This window comes from Lactobacillus sp. 3B(2020), from assembly GCF_013487845.1.
Lineage (GTDB): Bacteria > Bacillota > Bacilli > Lactobacillales > Lactobacillaceae > Limosilactobacillus > Limosilactobacillus alvi.
In genome coordinates, this window is record NZ_CP047410.1 from 1733455 (window position 1) to 1752720 (window position 19266).

Annotated in this window: 15 protein-coding genes and 1 pseudogene; 5 read left to right on the forward strand and 11 right to left on the reverse strand. The window is 42.6% G+C overall.

Going from position 1 to position 19266, the window contains the following annotated elements; translation table 11 throughout:
- Nucleotides 1–77: 77 nt before the first annotated feature.
- The 6 genes from GTO83_RS08750 to GTO83_RS08775 all read right to left on the reverse strand — a co-directional run bounded on the left by GTO83_RS08750 (nt 78) and on the right by GTO83_RS08775 (nt 6323).
- A complete protein-coding gene (locus GTO83_RS08750) occupies nt 78–335 on the reverse strand; it encodes a hypothetical protein (protein ID WP_180870485.1) in 258 nt (85 codons plus the stop codon).
- Between the two features lie 51 nt (nt 336–386).
- The gene (locus tag GTO83_RS08755) at nt 387–2225 is read right to left on the reverse strand and encodes an APC family permease (RefSeq protein WP_180870487.1); all 1839 of its coding nucleotides are present in this window, start codon (nt 2223–2225) and stop codon (nt 387–389) included.
- A gap of 507 nt (nt 2226–2732) precedes the next feature.
- Complete coding sequence (gene groL, locus GTO83_RS08760) at nt 2733–4367, reverse strand: chaperonin GroEL (RefSeq protein ID WP_180870488.1); 1635 nt, start codon at nt 4365–4367, stop codon at nt 2733–2735.
- A gap of 50 nt (nt 4368–4417) precedes the next feature.
- A complete protein-coding gene (gene groES, locus GTO83_RS08765) occupies nt 4418–4699 on the reverse strand; it encodes a co-chaperone GroES (RefSeq protein WP_180870490.1) in 282 nt (93 codons plus the stop codon).
- A 266-nt stretch (nt 4700–4965) separates the two neighbouring features.
- Entirely contained in the window at nt 4966–5397 is a 432-nt protein-coding gene (locus tag GTO83_RS08770) for a hypothetical protein (protein WP_180870492.1), read from the reverse strand.
- A gap of 287 nt (nt 5398–5684) precedes the next feature.
- On the reverse strand, nt 5685–6323 hold the full coding sequence (locus tag GTO83_RS08775; protein ID WP_180870494.1) for a redox-sensing transcriptional repressor Rex: 639 nt from the start codon (nt 6321–6323) through the stop codon (nt 5685–5687).
- Between the two features lie 173 nt (nt 6324–6496).
- Here GTO83_RS08775 and GTO83_RS08780 point away from each other — a divergent pair, with 173 nt between their 5' ends.
- Both GTO83_RS08780 and GTO83_RS08785 read left to right on the forward strand, forming a co-directional pair.
- On the forward strand, nt 6497–8443 hold the full coding sequence (locus GTO83_RS08780; protein WP_180870496.1) for an ABC-F family ATP-binding cassette domain-containing protein: 1947 nt from the start codon (nt 6497–6499) through the stop codon (nt 8441–8443).
- Entirely contained in the window at nt 8440–10089 is a 1650-nt protein-coding gene (locus tag GTO83_RS08785) for a glycerophosphodiester phosphodiesterase (protein ID WP_180870497.1), read from the forward strand. Before GTO83_RS08780 ends, GTO83_RS08785 begins: the two co-directional genes overlap by 4 nt.
- Before the next feature lie 67 nt (nt 10090–10156).
- Here GTO83_RS08785 and fusA read toward each other — a convergent pair whose 3' ends face one another.
- The 3 genes from fusA to rpsL form a co-directional block, all read right to left on the reverse strand.
- Complete coding sequence (fusA, locus tag GTO83_RS08790; protein ID WP_180870499.1) at nt 10157–12244, reverse strand: elongation factor G; 2088 nt, start codon at nt 12242–12244, stop codon at nt 10157–10159.
- Between the two features lie 114 nt (nt 12245–12358).
- A complete protein-coding gene (gene rpsG / locus GTO83_RS08795; protein WP_180870501.1) occupies nt 12359–12829 on the reverse strand; it encodes a 30S ribosomal protein S7 in 471 nt (156 codons plus the stop codon).
- Between the two features lie 32 nt (nt 12830–12861).
- Complete coding sequence (gene rpsL / locus GTO83_RS08800) at nt 12862–13275, reverse strand: 30S ribosomal protein S12 (RefSeq protein ID WP_019206168.1); 414 nt, start codon at nt 13273–13275, stop codon at nt 12862–12864.
- A 355-nt stretch (nt 13276–13630) separates the two neighbouring features.
- Between rpsL and GTO83_RS08805 the strand changes: the two are divergent.
- The 3 genes and pseudogenes from GTO83_RS08805 to GTO83_RS08815 all read left to right on the forward strand — a co-directional run bounded on the left by GTO83_RS08805 (nt 13631) and on the right by GTO83_RS08815 (nt 16266).
- Nucleotides 13631–14298: pseudogene (locus GTO83_RS08805) on the forward strand (IS607 family transposase).
- Nucleotides 14279–15388, forward strand: a complete 1110-nt coding sequence (locus GTO83_RS08810) for a transposase (protein WP_255463203.1) — start codon at nt 14279–14281, stop codon at nt 15386–15388. Before GTO83_RS08805 ends, GTO83_RS08810 begins: the two are co-directional and overlap by 20 nt.
- Before the next feature lie 197 nt (nt 15389–15585).
- Complete coding sequence (locus tag GTO83_RS08815; RefSeq protein WP_180870504.1) at nt 15586–16266, forward strand: A24 family peptidase; 681 nt, start codon at nt 15586–15588, stop codon at nt 16264–16266.
- 560 nt (nt 16267–16826) lie between these two features.
- Here the strand turns inward: GTO83_RS08815 and GTO83_RS08820 are convergent.
- On the reverse strand, nt 16827–17885 hold the full coding sequence (locus GTO83_RS08820; RefSeq protein WP_180870505.1) for an NlpC/P60 family protein: 1059 nt from the start codon (nt 17883–17885) through the stop codon (nt 16827–16829).
- 206 nt (nt 17886–18091) lie between these two features.
- A complete protein-coding gene (locus GTO83_RS08825; protein ID WP_180870509.1) occupies nt 18092–19261 on the reverse strand; it encodes a DUF998 domain-containing protein in 1170 nt (389 codons plus the stop codon).
- Between the last annotated feature and the right edge of the window lie 5 nt (nt 19262–19266).

A 19266-nucleotide genomic window follows, 5' to 3' on the forward strand; every position in this document is an offset into this window, starting at 1 on the left:
ATTTTCAATTAAAAAACACGAAAAGCTAAGCATGGAGGAAGTATTTCTAACACCCCAATTTAACTTTTCGCGTTTTTTTATATCAAGGCCTCGCCAAATCTTAGAAAGATTAGGATTAAACAAAGAGCTAGTAAAGTATAGGTAACCGAGCGAACCCGGTGATCTTTAGCTTGCCACTGTTTCCAATTTAAGATTAAGTAGGCACTAATCACACAGCCACTTCCGAGAATTCCAAGAATCCCCGAATGAAACCATTCGCTTTGAATGGAAAAAGAAGCCATCAAAATGATTCCTAACAGGGCCATAATCGCCGCAATAACTTTTCGGTTAAGCATTAACCTCTCCTTAATTTCCCGGGAAATTAAGAGGCACTGAATTTAAACCTCTTATTCGTGCAAGTGATAGTTATAAGTTGAAACAATGATGTTTTCCCGACTATTTAATAGTGTGCGCAAGCGTAATGCCGACTGGTTATGCAAAACCAATTGCCATGGGTGCTTCGGGACAAATTGTGGAACTAAGACGGTCGTTGAGTAATTCTTAGCTTCCGCTCGCTTAGCAATCACATCAACGAACCGGAGCGTTGGCGTGGCAATCGACCGATAGGAGGAGTGGATATCCACAAACCGAACATCGGGGTATTCCGCCTTAAATTCATTTGCCGTCTTGTGTTCCTTACCCGGATTTTCGTCAAAGGAAACGTGCATCGCAATTACGTAGTCCCCAATCGAACGAGCATAATTAATTGCTCCCCGGGTCACTCGGGTTACGTTACCAACTAAAACAATTACAGTCGCTCCATCATAATCGTGAAGTTGAACCTTCGTCTTTTCAGCAACTCGTAACTGTTGACCAACCTTGATGTAGTGGCTGTGAATCTTATGGAATAAGTACATCAGCACTGGCATAATGATTAAGTATGGCCAAACATTGTTAAAATGTTGCCAGAACAAGAAGATCACTAAGGCCAAGGAAATTAAGGCCCCCACCAAGTTGATCGTTGCCTTACCAAGCCAAACTCCTTCTCGTTCCCGGAACCAGTGGATAATCATCCCTGATTGTGAAAGGGTAAATGGGACGAAAACCCCAACCGCATAAAGTGGAATTAAGAGGTTCGTTTGTCCATGGAAAATAACGATTAAGATCGCTGCGCCTACGGCTAAAATGATAATCCCGTTGGAATAGCCAAGCCGATCCCCTCGATCCATAAAGGCATGGGGAAGGAACTTATCCTTGGCCATGTTGTATGCCAAAATTGGAAAGGCTGAGAACCCAGTGTTAGCAGCGACCGCTAAGATCATCGCCGTCGCTAATTGCAAAAGATAAAAGCCGATTCCATGACCACCAAAGACCGTGGCTGCAATTTGAGATAAAACCGTTGCCCGGGGATTTGGAATAATCCCAAAGTAGAAAGACATGAAGGTAATCCCGGCGAAGAAAGCCGCCAAGATTAAACTCATAATGGCTAACGTATTAGCCGCATTTTTTTCTTTTGGTTCATTAAAGTTTGGCACTGCATTACTAATTGCTTCAACCCCAGTCAAAGAAGCTGAACCAGCTGAGAAAGCCCGAATCAAAAGGACTAGTGAAATCCCGGCAACTGGTTGACCAAAATCGGCTGTTGCATGATAAGTAACGTGCCCAGTGAAAATGTTATAAAAGCCCCAAATAATCATGACTGAAATCATAACCACGAAGAAGTAAACCGGAATGGTTAAGAAATTAGCACTCTCGCTCATCCCCCGGAGGTTCAAAAACATGATCAAGAAAACAATAATGATTGAGATTGCAACTGAATACTTGTACAGGCTTGGAATAGCCGAAGTTATGGCTTCAGTTCCAGAAGTCGTGGAAACCGCCACGGTCAACATATAGTCAACTAATAGTGAGCCCCCAGCGATCAAACCACCGTTACTCCCCCAGTTCTTAGTTGCAACCACGTAGGCACCCCCACCACTTGGGTAGGCATTAATAATTTGTCGGTACGATAAGGTAATCGCCAACAAAAGGATCAAAACAACCGCCGCAATCGGTAACGAATACCAAATTGCCGCTGCTGAAAGGGTAACTAAAACAGTCGTAATCTGTTCTGTACCGTAGGCGACCGACGATAAAGCGTCTGACGATAGTAAGGCAAGGGCCTTAAACTTAGTAAGGTGGGCTTGACCTTCATCGAGGGTCTTCAACGGTTTCCCAATCAAAACGCGTTTAAGATACCGCCACATGATTTCTCTCCTATATTAATTTAAATTTCTCTTTTCAAGATTTCAACCCCACGTTATCATCTAGTACAACGTGGGGCCATTGCTAAATTGTAACGCAATCCCTATTCAAAAGACAAGTTTTTATGGATGAAATGTCTCATTCCCGTGCGAAAACGGATAGAAATAACTAGTACCATAAAATTAAAGAGGATGGAAAAAAGCTCCTTGACGGCCTGGTTGGGATAAGAAGAACGAAGGTTGATTCATTAGAATCGACCTTTCGTTCGCACTTATCCGCTAAGGCCGTGCTTTGGAGCGAACCAGCCAACTGGTTTGGCGTTTGTGAGCCCATGCAAGGCTGAATCGGTTGGTGCGACCGTTGGGGAAGCAACTGCCATTCAGCTACTGCTTTGACCTTAGTTACTGAGTAACCTTCGGAGATGCAAAAGAGGCCGGAAAGAAACATTAGTTTCTTCCCGGCCTCTATACCAGTCATGCTCATCCTCACAGACTTTTCGGCAAAACCTACTACATCATTCCACCCATGCCGGCACCGGCAGCTGGGTTTACAGGTGCATCACTCTTTGGTTCAGGCTTGTCTGCTACAACAGCTTCCGTCGTCAACAAGAGGGCAGAAACAGAAGCAGCATTTTGAAGAGCTGAACGGGTAACCTTGGTTGGGTCAACAATTCCGGCTTCAACCATATCTTCGTACTTACCATCAGCGGCGTTGTAACCAATACCTGGCTTTTCGTTCTTTAATTGGTTGATAACCACAGAACCTTCAACCCCAGCATTTTCAGCAATTTGGCGAACTGGTGCTTCCAAAGCAGCCTTAACAATCTTAACCCCAGTTTGTTCATCACCCGTTGATTCGTTTTCAAGCTTTTCGAGGGCTGGAATTACGTTAACAAGGGCCGTACCACCACCAGGAACGAATCCTTCTTGGACAGCAGCCCGGGTAGCGTTCAAAGCATCTTCGATCCGATACTTCCGTTCCTTCAATTCAGTTTCCGTAGCGGCACCAACCTTAACAACAGCAACCCCACCAGCTAACTTAGCAAGCCGTTCTTGAAGCTTTTCCTTATCAAAGTCAGAAGTCGTTTCAGAGATAGCCTTCTTGATTTGTTCAACCCGGTCAGCAATGGCAGCCTTGTCGCCACTACCGTCAACAATTGTCGTACTATCCTTCGTAACCGTTACCTTGTTGGCAGAACCAAGTTGGTCAATCGTAGCGTCCTTGAGTTGCATCCCAAGGTCGTCAGAAATAACTGTCCCACCAGTCAAAACAGCGATATCTTCAAGTTGAGCCTTCCGCCGGTCACCAAAGCCAGGAGCCTTAACAGCAACCACGTTGAAAGTTCCCCGAATCTTGTTCAGAACAAGAGTTGGCAAAGCTTCACCAGTAATATCATCAGCGATGATCAAAAGAGCCCGACCTTCTTGAACAACTGATTGAAGTAATGGCAAGATATCTTGGATGTTTGAAATCTTCTTGTCCGTGATCAAAACGTATGGGTTGTCCAAGTCGGCTTCCATCTTATCATTGTCAGTAACCATGTATTGAGACATGTAACCACGGTCAAAGCTCATCCCTTCAACGACGTCAACACTGGTGTCGACCCCACGAGAATCTTCGATAGTGATAACCCCATCGTTACCAACCTTTTCCATGGCATCGGCAATCAACTTCCCAACTTCTTGGTTAGCAGCAGAAATAGAAGCGATTTGGGCGATGTCATCCTTGGTCTTAACGTCGTGGCTCATCGTCTTTAATTCTTCAACAGCGGCATTCGTAGCCTTTTCAATCCCACGACGAATTCCAACTGGGTTAGCACCGGCAGTGACGTTCTTCATTCCTTCGTTAACAATTGCTTGGGTCAAAACCGTAGCAGTCGTCGTTCCATCACCAGCAATGTCATTAGTTTTAGAAGCAACTTCAGAAACTAACTTAGCTCCCATGTTTTCGAAGTGGTCTTCAAGTTCAATATTCTTGGCGATCGTAACCCCATCGTTAGTGATCGTTGGAGAACCATAGCTTTGTTCCAAAACCACATTCCGACCCTTCGGACCAATGGTGGTCTTAACCGTGTCAGCTAACTTATCAACTCCGCGAAGCATTGCACCCCGTGCATCTTCAGCAAACTTTAATTCCTTTGCCATTAATTCTCACCTCATCAATTTTATCCAAGCTTAATTTTTAAACGAAAAACTTAGTCAATAACCGCAACTAAATCCTTCTCATGAACAACTAAGTACTTTTCACCGTCATATTCAACTTCGCGGCCGGCATACTTATCAAATAAAACCTTATCGCCTTCCTTAACACTAACGGCAACTACTTGACCGTTGTCCAAAGTCCGGCCTGCCCCAACGGTAATTACCTTACCAGTAGTTGGCTTATCCTTAGCGTTAGATGCTAAGACAATCCCACCAACCGTCTTTTCTTCTTCTTCAGCTTTCAGAACTACGCGATCTCCTAATGGCTTTAACACGTTAATCCCTCCAAATATATTTTTTATTTTAAGTAAAGTTAGCACTCAACACGATGCAGTGTTAGCACTTAATGTTCTCTAGTGCTAATTACATTTTCTACTATATCACGGTTTAGTCAGATTGCAACAAAAAAGTTTGACCTTTTTTGACTTTTTTAAAAGCGGAATGGGAGAACTACTCTGCTTAAAACCTGGTTTTGCATCGCATTTAAAAATAAAAAAGACTAGAAAGAAAAAGAATTCCTCCCTAGTCTACACCACTTATTCTAACCCAAATTAACGATCAAAGACTGCTGATTCGACCGATCATGATTAGTAATCACTGTCGATCGGTGATGGCTGTCTTTGGCATATTCATCTAAGACTTTCTTAGCAGCCTGCCATTGTTGGTTAAGGTGCTGAAGTTCACCTTGGTTGTACAAAACGCGTAACCGCAGTGTTTGTTCAGCCGTTAATTGCCATTCCTGCGTATTTGGATTATAACGAGATAATAGCCGTGGGGCCTCCATTGGCCCATCGACGATCAAGTTTTTCAACAGCACTGCAATTTCATTTTGTTCTTCTTCAGATGCGCGACTAAACCACTTGATCTTAAAACGAGCTGAATTTGAAACGGCATCAAGCGCCAAATCAAGATTCAGCCCCCGCATCCGTTGATATTGGTAATTTGCTTCTTGATATTGTGCTTTTGAAATCATTCCCCTGTACTCCCTAAAACAAACTTAGATTAACCGGTTTCCCCTTAGTTTATCTCCCATTTAACCAAAGAGTATTACCTTTTTATTCATTTCATCATTTGAATAACTAATTTGCGCTATCCTCATATGTAGAAAAACAACACTAATAAATTATAAACAATTTCAGCATAAAATGGTAGCTCAATTTAAAATTTGCTAAAGCCTAACTAAAAAACTGCACCAAATACCTGGCACAGCGCTAACGAAAAGTTTTCCTGAGTCACACCCACTCAGAGTTAATAATTTAACTATTCATTTACCTTATTTGTTTCAATAAAGTAGATCAAGGTCTGCAATTCATTGGTTAAATCAATATTTTGAACTTGCACATTCTTCGGCACTGACAACCGCACCGGGGTAAAGTTTAAAATCCCGTGTACCCCAGCAGCAACTAATTCATCAGTTACCGCTTGAGATTTGTCACCAGGCACCGTCAAAATAACCGCATCAATTTGCTGCTCTTTGATTTGCTTTTTTAACTCTGAAGCCGGGTAAACTGGAATTCCACTCTTAATCGTATTGGCTAATTCTGGCTTTGGATCAAAAGCGGCACTAATTCGTAAATTCGTGCTTTGATGGAAGTTATAGTTCATCAATGCACTACCCAAACTCCCGACCCCAACAAGAGCTACACTCGTTAATTTATCTTGGTTTAGAATTCCACGGAAAAACTTTAATAAACTTTCGACATCATAGCCGTAACCACGCTTGCCCAGTTCACCAAAGTAAGAAAAGTCCCGCCGAATCGTCGCTGAATCAACTTGGACTGCTTCTGATAATTCGGTTGATGAAACCCGTTTTTTATTTGCGTTTAACAAGACGTTTAGATAACGGTAATAAACCGGCAGACGCTTGGCTGTCGCCCGCGGAATTTTCCGAGATGGCATGTTTTTTTCCTCCTCAACTTCCAACTTGTGAATTTTCCATATAACTTATTCTAGCAATTCCCTTTAGCTTTGTGAACCTTATTGCAATAAAAGTTATTTTTTTGATCCGAAAAAGCATGGTAGAATCATCAGTGGACAATAATATTCGTTTAAAGGAAAGATAGGTTAAACCCATGTTATTAATGCAAACTAATGACGTCCTCCGCCGATTTGGCGCGGACGTTTTATTTCACAATATCAATCTGCAAATTACTGATCATGCCCGGGTCGCTCTTGTTGGTCGCAACGGAGCTGGTAAAACGACCCTCTTAAAGATCTTAGCCCAGATTACGGAACCGGATGAAGGCACCCTTGCCGTCGCTAAAAACGTCACCATTGGTTACCTCGCCCAAGATCAGGGGCTGGATAGTCAAAATACCATTTGGGCCGAATTAGACAGTGTTTTTGCTCCACTTCACCAAATGGAAAAAACCATCCATCACTTGGAAGAGCAACTTGCTGAAGTTGATTCAACAACTCCGCGGTATCAAGAAATTTTAAATAATTACGACCGCTTGCAAACTACCTTTAAAAAGCAAGACGGATTTGCCATTGAATCAAAGATGCGTGGGGTCTTAACTGGCTTTGGTTTCCCCGAAAGTATGTATGAAATGCCGGTCAATTCCCTTTCTGGGGGGCAAAAAACTAAGCTTGCCTTAGCCAAGATCTTACTCCAAGCCCCAAACTTACTGATTCTCGACGAACCAACTAACCACCTTGATATGGGCGTTTTAACTTGGCTAGAAGATTACCTCAAGAGTTATGCGGGGGCCTTGTTAATTGTTTCCCACGACCGGTACTTCTTAGACAAGGTAGTCAATGAAGTTTATGATCTTGACAATCAAACTTTGACCCACTACACCGGGAATTACACCGCTTTTATGCAACATAAGGCCGAACGGATTAAAGCGGAAATGAAACACTATGAGCAACAACAAAAGAAGATTGCGGCACTTGAAGATTTTGTTAACCGCAACATCGTTCGCGCCTCAACAACCAAGCGAGCTCAAGCCCGCCGGAAACAACTCGAAAAAATAGATCGCCTTGAACGACCGGTTAGTGATGACCGTTCAATCCACTTTAGCTTTGAATACGGCGAACCCAGTGGAAATGACGTTTTAGCCGTTAAGGATCTCAAAATTGGCTATCATGAACAAGCCATCGCTGGTCCCTTCAGTTTTAAGGAACAAAAAGGGCAACGGATCGGTATTATCGGGCCAAATGGAATTGGAAAATCAACCCTGCTTAAAACTTTACTCCATAAGTTACCAGCGATTAGCGGGGAAGTAAAATTTGGCGTTAATCTTCAAATCGGTTACTACGACCAGGAACAGCAACAACTCCATCCCGAGAAAACCGTTTTAAACGAAGTCTGGGATGACCATCCCGAAGTTCCCGAAACCGATATTCGCTCCTTATTAGGGAGTTTTCTCTTTGTTGGTGATGACGTCTTCAAATTGGTTAAGGACCTTTCTGGGGGCCAAAAAGCACGGCTGGAATTAACCAAGTTGTCCTTTAAGCCGATTAACTTCTTAATCCTTGATGAACCAACGAACCACTTGGATATTGATAGTCGCCAAGTACTTGAAACCGCCATTAATGAATTCCCAGGGACGGTCCTTTTTATCTCCCATGATCGGTACTTTATCAACCAAATAGCAACTGATGTTCTTGCCGTTACCAAGGATAAGATGACCGCCTACGAGGGTAATTATGATGATTACCTCGCCGCAATCGCTAAGCCAACTACTAATCAAGCCTCAACGATGACTAATGAAAATTCTGTGCGTCCAAGGGGGTCAAAAAAACAAACTTCCTACCAACAAAGTAAGGAAACTCAACGGGCCCGGCGGAAGCTCCAACGCCAAGTTGACAGCTTAGAAGAGCAGATGAACGAACTCAGTGAGCAACAAGCCCAGATTGAAGAAGCAATGAGTCAACCGGACATTGCTACTGATATTGCCAAATTAAGCGATCTCCAAAAGCAACTTGATACGGTTTCTACTCAGCTTGACCAAGTTGAAACCGATTGGACAACGGCCGCGGAAGAGCTTGAACAATTTGATGCCAAACAATCATGATTTCAAGATTAAAATCGTGGGGTCCTCTCGTTGCCCTCGGCTTTTTATGGGAGCTCCTCAATCACTACCTGTTTTTGCCCTTAGTTTGGCAAATAACGACGCCCCTTTTAAAGGCCGCCAGCATCCCTTTTGTTTCGCTTACTAACACAACGTGGTTAATTACTCATCGGTTAATAATCGTCATCTTGCTAATTATTGAGCTGTTTGTCGTCCTAGGCCTTTTTACAAGCGAGCTAATTAGTATCGTTATCGCCGCTAAAGCGATTACTGATGGCTCCTTTACGTGGAAAACAAGCCTGCGGCAATGGCTAAAACACTACCGCTTACTTGGCGGTCCATTAGTGTTAGAGACTGTGATTCTCATTTTAGCCTTAGCCCCCTGGGTAAGCCTAATCTTTAAAACGCCACTCTTTGTCGAACTTCGCTTACCGGAAATTCTTTTAGATTTTCTTTTCCGAAAACCCACCTTTTTGATTTTAGGAGTCATTACTAACCTTGTCTGCCTTAGTCTTACCATTCGGTTCTTACCAACCATTTGGTATCAAATCAATCAGCGAATGGCTTTTAAAACAGCTTGGCAACATAGTCGAACTAAGGCGCCGGTTGTTTGGCAAGCCACTTGGCGAATTAGCATTTTAGCAAGTGGTTTTAGCGTGCTCATCACTTTAATCGGGCTCGCCATCCAAGCAAGCTGGCACCCCACACCAAGCTTAACCCTGGCACTGATCCAATGGGGACATCTAATAATCCTCACGCTTAGTGGTGGATGGTTTGTTGATCAAGTTCTCCAAACCCAAAGACCACGTCGGCAAAAGGGTTGGGTGTTAGGCGGGGGATTATCACTACTTTTTCTCGGGCTTGCATTCACTGAGGCTCAGTGGTATTTCCAACCACTCCGGCGTCCAATGGTAATTTCCCACCGGGGAACTAATGCTAATAATGCGGTGCAAAATACCTTAGCAGCATTAAAGAAAACACGGCATGATCACCCAACCGCGATCGAAATGGATATCCACGAAACCCGGGATCATCAGTTTATCGTGGTGCACGATGAAAATTTAAAGCACCTAACTGGGATCAATAAACGGCCCCACCAATTAACCCTCCGTGAATTAACTAAGCTCCGAGTTCATGAGCACGGTCATTCCGGAAAATTAGTCAGTTTTTCTCACTATTTGAAGGTGGCTGATCAACTTCACGTCCCTTTAATCGTTGAAATCAAAACTACTCCGGCCGATTCAACCACAATGGTTAACCATTTCAATCGCTTATATGGTCAAACTTTAATTCGTCACCATGCCTATGTTCATTCATTGGATTATCGAGTCATTCAAAAGTTACATCAGCTTAATCCACAGTTAAAACTCCTCTACCTTCAGCCCTACACCATAACTAATCCACTTTCAGAGGTTGGTGAAGATATGGAATATTCAACCTTAAATCCCCACTTTATTCGCCAAACCCACCAACTAAAACAATTAGTTTTTGCTTGGACCGTAGATACAAAGTGGGGGATTAGGGAAATGTACTTTTACCACGTTGATGGAATCATCACTAATAATTTAAGTGAAGCAAAGCAAACCCTCGCCAAGCTTCAAAACCAACCTTCCATAACCAAACGAATGCTAGTTTACTTGTTTTTCTAATTTTATGTACTAAAAAGGCCAGGACGTCTCCTGGCCTTTTTATTTTTGGTAACTAAGTAATCGGAAATTACTTGTTGCCACCGTTCTTTTCGATGATTTCTTCTTGGATAGACTTTGGCACTGCTGAGTAGTGGTCAAAGGTCATCGTGAAGGTACCACGACCTTGCGTAGCGGAACGAAGGGTCGTAGCGTAACCAAACATTTCGGAAAGTGGAACGAAGGCGTGAACGAGTTGAGCGTTCCCACGTTCTTCCATCCCGTCGATTGAACCACGCCGTGCAGTAACGTGACCCATCACATCACCAAGGTTGTCTTCAGGGGCAACGATATCAACCTTCATGATTGGTTCAAGAATAACAGCTTCACCCTTAGGAGCAGCGTTCTTAAGGGCTAAGGAAGCAGCAACCTTGAAGGCTGCTTCAGAAGAGTCGACTTCGTGGTATGAACCATCGTAAAGCTTAGCCTTCAAGTCAACCAATGGATAACCAGCTAGCACCCCGTTAGCCATTGCTTCCTTCAAACCTTGTTCAACAGCTGGGATGTATTCACGAGGAACAACCCCACCGACAATAGCGTCTTCGAATTGGAAGCCTTCCCCTTCTTTAAGTGGCGTAAATTCAATCCATACGTCCCCGTATTGACCCTTACCACCAGATTGACGAACGAACTTACCTTGTGCAGAAACTTGCTTCGTAAATGCTTCACGGTAAGAAACTTGTGGCTTACCAACCGTAACTTCGGCGTGGAATTCACGACGAAGCCGTTCAACGATGATGTCCAAGTGCAATTCACCCATCCCGGCGATCAAAGTTTCACCAGTTTCAGGGTTCGTTTCAGCCTTGAAGGTTGGGTCTTCTTCAGCTAACTTTTGTAGTCCCTTGTCCATCTTGTCTTGGTCATTCTTGGACTTAGGTTCAACTGAAACTTGGATAACAGGTTCTGGGAAGTCCATAGATTCAAGTTGAAGTGGGTGATCAGGGTCAGTTAAGGAATCCCCAGTTGTAGTGTTCTTCAAACCGATCGCAGCGGCAATATCACCAGAGAAGACTTCTGGGATTTCTTGTTGTTGGTTAGAGTGCATTTGAAGCAAACGACCAATCCGTTCCCGCTTACCCTTAGTTGCATTAAGCACATAAGAACCAGATTGAAGAGAACCAGTGTAAACCCGTAAGAAAGTCAACCGTCCAACGAATGGATCAGTAGCAATCTTGAAGGCCAAAGCAGCGAACGGCTTGTCATCACCGGCCGTCAATTCAACTTCGTTTCCATCTTCATCAGTAGCGACAAATGGCTTAACATCAAGTGGAGATGGCAAGAAGTCAATAACGGCGTCAAGCATCATTTGGATCCCTTTATCCTTGTAAGCAGAACCTGCTAAAACAGGGAAGAGTTCAATATCCAAAGTAGCCTTCCGAATAGCCGCCTTGATTTCGTCAACTGAGATTTCGTCACCTTCAAGGTACTTTTCCATGATATCGTCGTTAACATCAGCTAACGTTTCAATCATTGCATCATGACGCTTTTGGGCTTCTTCCTTCAAGTCGTCTGGAATATCAACCGTATCCCAGTTTTCACCAAGCTTATCTTCGTCGTAAATGTAAGCCTTCATTTCGATCAAGTCAACTAAACCAACGAAGTCATCTTCAGCACCAATTGGCATTTGAATTGGCAATGGAGTAACGTTCAAACGGTCCTTGATCGTTTGAACGGAGTAGTCAAAGTTTGCCCCTAACTTATCCATCTTGTTAGCGAAGACGATCCGTGGAACGTTGAAGTCGTCAGCTTGCCGCCAAACCGTTTCCGTTTGTGGTTCAACCCCGGCTTGGGCATCAAGCACCGTAACGGCACCGTCAAGCACCCGCAGGGCCCGTTCAACTTCGACAGTGAAGTCCACGTGTCCTGGGGTGTCGATGATGTTAATCCGGTGATCCTTCCATACGGCCGTAGTAGCGGCGGAAGTGATCGTGATCCCACGTTCCTTTTCTTCATCCATCCAGTCCATTTGGGAAGCCCCATCGTGGGTTTCACCAATCTTGTGAATTTTACCAGTGTAGTAGAGAATCCGTTCCGTTGCGGTAGTCTTCCCAGCGTCGATGTGGGCCATGATACCGATGTTCCGGGTCTTTGCAAGTGGGTATTCACGTTTGTTAGCCATCTTGAAATTAATCTCCCTTCAAATTTGGTCTTAATTTTAGAAAAAGGGGTGACGAAAAATTTTCTGCGTCGCCCCTTTACATTTGAACACAGTCAGGCGACTGTCCTCAAGAAATTACCAGCGGTAGTGTGCAAATGCACGGTTAGCTTCAGCCATCCGCAAAGTGTCTTCCTTCTTCTTGATGGAAGCACCCGTATTGTTTGAAGCATCAATGATTTCGTTTGCCAACCGTTGAACCATCGTGTGTTCTCCACGAAGGCGTGCGTATTGAGTTAACCAACGAAGCGCCAAGGTCCGTTGCCGGTCTGGGCGTACTTCGATTGGAACTTGGTAGTTAGAACCACCAATCCGCCGTGCCTTAACTTCCAAGGCAGGTTGGACGTTTTCCATAGCTTGTTCAAAAACTTCAACTGGGTCGTTCCCAGTTTGTTCCTTGATCATTTCAAATGCTTGGTACAAAATCTTGGAAGCAGTTCCCCGCTTACCATCAAGCATCAAGTGGTTGATCATACTCGTTACCAGCTTTGAATTGTAAATTGGATCTGGTAATACTTCTGGCTTTGCAATGTGTCCTTTACGCGGCATTGCTTAATCCCTCCTTATTGATAAAGTCTTGTTTACTTCTTAGGCTTCTTAGCACCGTACTTGGAACGGCTTTGCATCCGGCCTTCAACCCCGGCAGTATCGAGCGTACCACGAATAATGTGGTAACGAACCCCAGGCAAGTCCTTAACACGGCCCCCACGGATCAAGACAACTGAGTGTTCTTGCAAGTTGTGGCCAATCCCTGGGATGTATGCCGTAACTTCGATCAAGTTAGAGAGACGAACACGGGCGTACTTTCGCAAAGCAGAGTTAGGCTTCTTTGGTGTCATCGTCCCAACACGGGTTGCAACCCCACGTTTTTGTGGAGATGGATCCTTGATTTCTTCCTTCTTGAAACTGTTGTAGACGTAGCCAAGAGCTGGTGACTTTGACTTACCCTTGTGGCTCTTCCGGCCCTTACGAACCAATTGGTTAATTGTAGGCATTATTTTTCCCCTTCCTAATTTTTTAAGTCCACATATCCAGGCGGTTCTTTTTTGAGAATAAAAAAAGTGCTTGGATATTATTTCTTTCTGTGCTATCGCTGGGACATTTGTCTGCCCACCGACAGACCCTCCGTTGCTAAAAAAGCACCTTTGTTAAATTAACATGCTTAGCAAAAAAAGTCAACAAAAGTTTGGGTGATGCGCTAATTTTTCGGCAAAAAATCCGTATATATATATTAGAGGATTCAACCGCCTAATTCTAATCTAAGGAGGAGATAACAGTTAAATTAAATATAGTCAATTATAATCAAATGTGACATAATACTCGCAGAAAGAAGAATATGGGGCGAGTATTATGTCTAAAATATTAAAGCCAAAAGATATGGCTGAAAAATTGGGGGTTACAGTGCTAACTCTCCAACGTTGGGATAATAAAGGAATTCTAAAAGCTCATCGAACACCAACCAATCGAAGATATTATACAGAAGAACAATACTTGCAATATATTGGGATGTCCGAAAATGTACAGGATCGCAAAACAGTAGCCTATGCTAGGGTTTCTACCTACGGGCAAAAGGACGACTTAAAAGATCAAATTGCCTTTATTCGTCAGTTTGTGAATGCCAAAGGTGTAATTCTTGATGAAGTTATAACTGATATTGGCAGTGGATTGAATTACAAGCGTAAGAAATGGAATCAATTACTACAAGAGGTAATGGATGACAAAATTAAGACAATTTACATTACTTATAAGGATCGTTTTGTTCGTTTCGGATATGACTGGTTTGAACAGCTATGCCAACACTAATCGTAGTTATAAACAACCCAGATACAAGTCCTAATCAAGAATTAGTAGATGATTTAGTAAGTATTATTCATGTATTCTCTTGCCGTCTAGATGGTTTGCGAAAATATAAACGTAAGCTAGTAGCTGATAAGACTTTGAAAGGTGGTGAAACAAGTGATACGCACGGAGAAGGTAAGGCTATATCCAAATCAGATGATGAAAAAGCATCTCGATGAACTATGCGACTATCGTCGCTATTGTTGGAACCAAGGGCTGGCTTTATGGAATGATATGTATTATGAATCTCTAATTATGGACAACAAAAAATTGCGTCCTAGTGAAAGAAAAGTACGTAATATTCTAGTGGCAGAGAAGGTTGACTGGCAATATGCGCTTTCAGCACGGTGCTTACAACTAGCAATTTCCGATTTGGGTAAAGCTTGGAAGAATTTCTTTGATAAAGCTCAACCAGACTGGGGTAAACCTCGTTTTAAATCTAAGAAAGCGCCTAGGCAGGGCTTTAAAACTGATCGTGCCAAAATTATTAATGGCAAATTGAGATTGGATAAACCCCACGGAGTTAATGATTGGGCTGACATTAAAATGGTTGGTGCAAAATCATTAAAGGGTGATCTAAAAGTTGTTTCAGTATTTCGTGAAAATGGTAAATACTGGGCTAGTTTACCGTTAGAAGTTGAAATAGCCAAGAAAAGTAAAACTGGTAAGAAAACAGCGGTTGATATTAACGTCGGTCATTTTAACTATACCGAAGGTAAAGTTAATACTCTACCCGATCATTTAAAGAAGCTCTATAAACGCATTATGCATTATCAACGTCAGTTAGCTAGAAAGCGCACTGTCAATGGAAAGAAAGCAACCCAATCGAATAATTATGCTAAGACGAGAGCCAAGTTACAGCGTGATTATCGGCGTGTTGCCAACATTCAGCATGATATTATTCAAAAGTTTACCATTAAGCTAGTTACTGATTATGACAAAGTCGTGATTGAAGATTTAGCGGTGAAACAAATGCAGATGAGCCATGTTGCGTCTAAAGGTTTACAACGGTCGTTGTTTGGCTATTTCAGACAGGCTTTAACTTATAAATGCCAATGGTATGGTAAAGAATTACGATTGGCAGATCAATTCTATCCTAGCACCCAACGGTGTTCTCAATGTGGTTTTATCAAGACTGGCACAGATAAAGTTGGTCTTGATGGCAACAAGTTACATCATACCAAACATAATGAATATATTTGTTATGAGTGTGGTGCAGTCATGGATCGTGATGAAAATGCGGTTCAGAATCTTTTAGCTTTAGCATAAATAATACTAATGGGTGGGCTACACCCTAAAGCTATCAGAGTTAGTCAATGTCATTACCCCCCTTGTTGGGATATGGGAATACTAATGTTGACGGTAGTAAATAAAATTAAGAAAGGAAAACTATATAATTCTTTCTCAAATATAATCAAATCTAATTCATGATTATATTTGTTCACATTTTATATAGCAGAACTTTGATGTTAATCATTTTAACGGAATTTCTTTGGGGAGCTTGTCTGGCTTCTTTTATCACGACAATGGTGTCTCGGCATCTTTTAAGTAAGAGTAAAACTTACCCTGCCTTTTCGATTTGTGATACCTGTCATCAGCGCTTAGCTTCCTGGCAATTAATCCCAATTATTGGCTGGTTAATTCAGCGGGGACGATGTTGGTGGTGCCATTCTTGGATCAGCCCCTTTCAAACGGTAACTGAAATTTTCTGTGGCTGGCTTTATTTTCTATTTTTGCCCCTCTCATGGCAAACGCTTCTTTTAACCACAATCTTAGTATGTGGCTTGTTAGTTCTCACTACCACTGACTGGTATGAACAATGGATCTACCCAACGATTTTACCAACTCTCATCCCCTTAGCCTTCTTAGTCCCGCATCCCCATATCTGGTTATTTGACCTCTTAATAGCCTTTCTCTTTTTGATAATTGGTTTTTTCCCGGGCATCGGCCTTGGCGACGGTGAATTTCTCTTTCTTTTGACCATTTGCTTGGGGAGTCAAGCCGCTTGTTTAACAATTCTTCTTGCTTGTGCCCTTAGTTTGACGAACCGCCGACTTTGGCAAAAGCAAGCTTTGCCCCTAATCCCCTATCTAGTTGGTGGGCTAATTCTCACAATTACACTAATTAATTTTGGTTGGGTAACATAATCGGCTTTTTCAAGGAACTAACGATGGTGAGAACAATCAGAAAGGCATGAAGCTAAGTTCTTATCCGGAGTACACTCCCAAAAACCGGATTGGCCCGGATGTAACCAAAGACCTTATTTACCTACACTTTGCAAAGGTTAACTGAAACTTTAGCTAGTCTCAAGTCGGAGTATTTTCCAGCATTTAACTGAACTCCACGAAGCCGGAAAAAGATAATTCTAAGGAAAGTTAAAAGGCTCCACCAGAAAGCTTACTCTTATCTAGAGGAAGCTTTCTTAGTGGAGCCGGATTAAACAAATTTAAACAACCTAAGATTAGTTCAGGATGAATTTTACCATCCTGGACTTTCATCTCGGAATGTTACTCAGTAACTAAGGTCCAAAAGCACGGCCTTAGCGGATAAGTGCGAACGAAAGGTCGATTCTAATGAATCAACCTTCGTCCTTCTTATCCCAACCAGGCCGTCAAGGAGCTTTTTTCCCAACCTCCTCCTCTTCCCTTTGCCACATCAAACTATCTAGTAGACACCAACCAAATTAGCTGTGTTGACCTGGGCAATTTTATTCACCAATTACCACATAGTAACTTGGCGTAAATTCGCTAATTGTTTCTGTTTTAACGGTTTGACCAACATCTGGTGCCGCAATGTAACTTCCGTTTCCAAGTGCAATCGCATCATGATATGGCGCACTGTCAGAACCCCAGAAATAGATTGCTCCTGCTGGGGCATTAGCAATATCGTAATGGTGCGTCCCTAATGCTTGTTGTTGGTAAGTCGTCCGGTAACTGCTTGAAAGGCCATATGACCATTGAACTAATCCTGAGCAGTCGAAACCACTCGTCGTGTTACCACCATAAACATATGGTGTCCCAATTACGGATTGAGCCCGGGCAACAGCTTCACTTACGGAATAAGTCGTTAAGCCATTTGTAGACGTTGACGCACTAGTGGTCGTTGAACTCGTCGTACTCGTTGTCGCAGATGAACTAACGGTTGACGTTGTAGCACTGCTTGTGGCATCTGAAGATGCAACTGGCGTACTGGTTGAAGTAGCCGTCGTTGTTGAACTAGCTGCGCTTAATGAACTATTCGTTCGTAAAGCAACACTGTTCGTTGATAAAACATTGTTTGCGGAATTATCACTTGTTGCTGAACTAGTAGCAGCACTACTGCTAATACTATTAGCACTGGTCGTTGTAGCGGCACTCGTAGTATTTGTGGCGCTAGTAACATTTGCTGAAGCACTAGTCGAACTACTGATAACAGCACTTGCACTGGTCGTTACTGGGGCCTGTGAAGATGCTGAACTAGCTACGCTTGCTTGGCTAGCAATCGCTGAATTTGCACTTACTGGCGTACGAGCTGCCGATGTTGCCGACTTAGCAGCCGACGTTGGGATATATAAAGAATCCCCCGCATAAATTAAATTTGGATTTTGAAGGTGATTAGCTTGAATGATTTCACCCATTGAAACATCGTACTTTTGGGAAAGTCCCCAAACTGTGTCACCACTTTGAATTGTGATTGTATCGGCATTAGCTTTGGCAGAGGTCAATAACATTGCTCCGGCCAAGCCAATGGTTGTTGCTAATGCAACTTGCTTAACTTTAATTATCATCAACTCCCAACTTATTTTTTGTGAACCTTTTTCCTTAGTTCACTTTCTTAATATAGCCGTAAGAATTTACTTGGGAGTTACTAAAAACTTACAAATTTTTACAAATTAATTGATCCTGTAATCGCGATGAAATTAGTCATTTTATGGTCACTTTTAAATAATAAAACCTTCTAAAAATTATAAAAAACATTAAACAATTTTCAAATTTACTGATTTTGCTTTTTAATTGGTACGAGCTTGACTGGCACGATCTCTTTTCCACTTGGTAAAAGACTTTCAATATATTGAAAAAGTAGTAAAACCCAAGCAAAAGCTAAGATAAAAGCAAACAGTTCAAAGGCGGTTAATGATAAGTAACGCACCACTTTAAACATAAAGTAATCAAGGACAATCACCCCACCAATTGCGTAGGAAACCTTCAAGAATTGAGTAGTAACTTTGGGGAGACACCAGCGAACAATAACAATTAAAATCCAAAGGAGGTAAACTAACCACATTGCGATTTGATCATGCAACCAGTGGTACTTAGGATCATTGGGGAACAGGCCAATCCCGGCAATGTTAGCTGCTAAAGCCAACAAGAGCCACCGGAGCGAGGTTACTTTCCAATTACGATACTGCTTAGCCAGGTTAACAAAGAGATAGTCCACCAAGGTTGCCATTAACATTCCTGCAAAGATCAAGGTGATATTAAACTGCCAAGCACTTTCACTATCATGAGTACCCAGAAAGCTGAAATTATAACGCCACCAATCCTTACTTGAATTGGTTAACATTGCAACCCCCACACCTCCAATGATCATAATCGTCATTAAGTTAATGACTACTCCTGGTGAAAGGGTATAAGCAAGGTTGATTAACAAATAGTTAACAATACACAAACTAACAAAAACTAACACGGTGGTCGTATACTGGTCCAACCCCAAACCTGGAAATAGCTGATCAATTAACCAACCTAAACCAAGGGCAATAATGGCAATAATCATTGCACAAGCCACCACGAGTGGGAGTAAACTTCGCCAAGTAAAATTTCGTGCCGGTCCTTGTTTGGTAATTTTTTGGCGAATAAAGGCTGCTGCAAAGGATACTACCCCACTAACCATACTTAAAAGAGCAATGGAGCTACTAATCGAATATTCACCCGTCCATGGTAAAACAAACGGTGCCTTCGTCCCCCATTTAATGAATGCTAAGAAGACCAAGGTAAAGAGGACGGCTAATGTTCCAAAACTTCGAAAGTGTAATTGCGGAATTAGGGCCGTACTATCATCCGGTCGAATTACCAACAATTGATTATCAATGTGCATTGAAGTTGCACCACTTCGTTCAAGGCGCTTAGCTACATCTTCTGGAACCTCTACCAAATACTTACGCATCTTCT